At 62.5% G+C, this 421-nt stretch carries 1 protein-coding gene; it reads left to right on the top strand.

The features are described 5' to 3' along the window. Positions 1-35: 35 nt before the first annotated feature. On the top strand, positions 36-421 hold a 386-nt coding region (locus FH08_RS0134025), incomplete at its 3' end, for a nucleotidyl transferase AbiEii/AbiGii toxin family protein (RefSeq protein WP_200878831.1).

Raw genomic sequence — 421 nt, 5'->3', positions numbered from 1 at the left:
GCACTACAGCTGCTGTCATGAGCGTCGGAGACAACGTGTTCCGCCACATCCAGGCCGCCGCCCGCTCCACCTCAGTGCATAGCGGTTCCGGCGCACCGACGCAGGAGTATCTGATCCGACACGTACTGGAATCGTTTCTGGATCGGCTCACCCGAACTTCCGATGCCGACGACTTCGTCCTCAAAGGAGGGATCTTGCTGGCCGCCCACGCGTTTCGCCGACCAACGAAGGATGCCGCCGCGAACGCCGTCAGTGCCGCCGTCACCGCCGCGCATCTCATTCAGGTAGTTCACGATATCGCTGCGGTCGATGTCGAAGACGGCATGGAGTTCGACCTCGACACAATCAACGTGCAGGAAATCCGCGCGCAGTCCGACTACCCGGGGTTACGGATGCGAGTCTCGGTGTCCGTCGGCCCGTG

This window comes from Caballeronia sordidicola (assembly GCF_000729995.1).
Lineage (GTDB): Bacteria > Pseudomonadota > Gammaproteobacteria > Burkholderiales > Burkholderiaceae > Caballeronia > Caballeronia sordidicola_A.
Note: the sequence above shows the minus strand (reverse complement) of the source record. Positions and strands in the feature narration are given on the sequence as shown.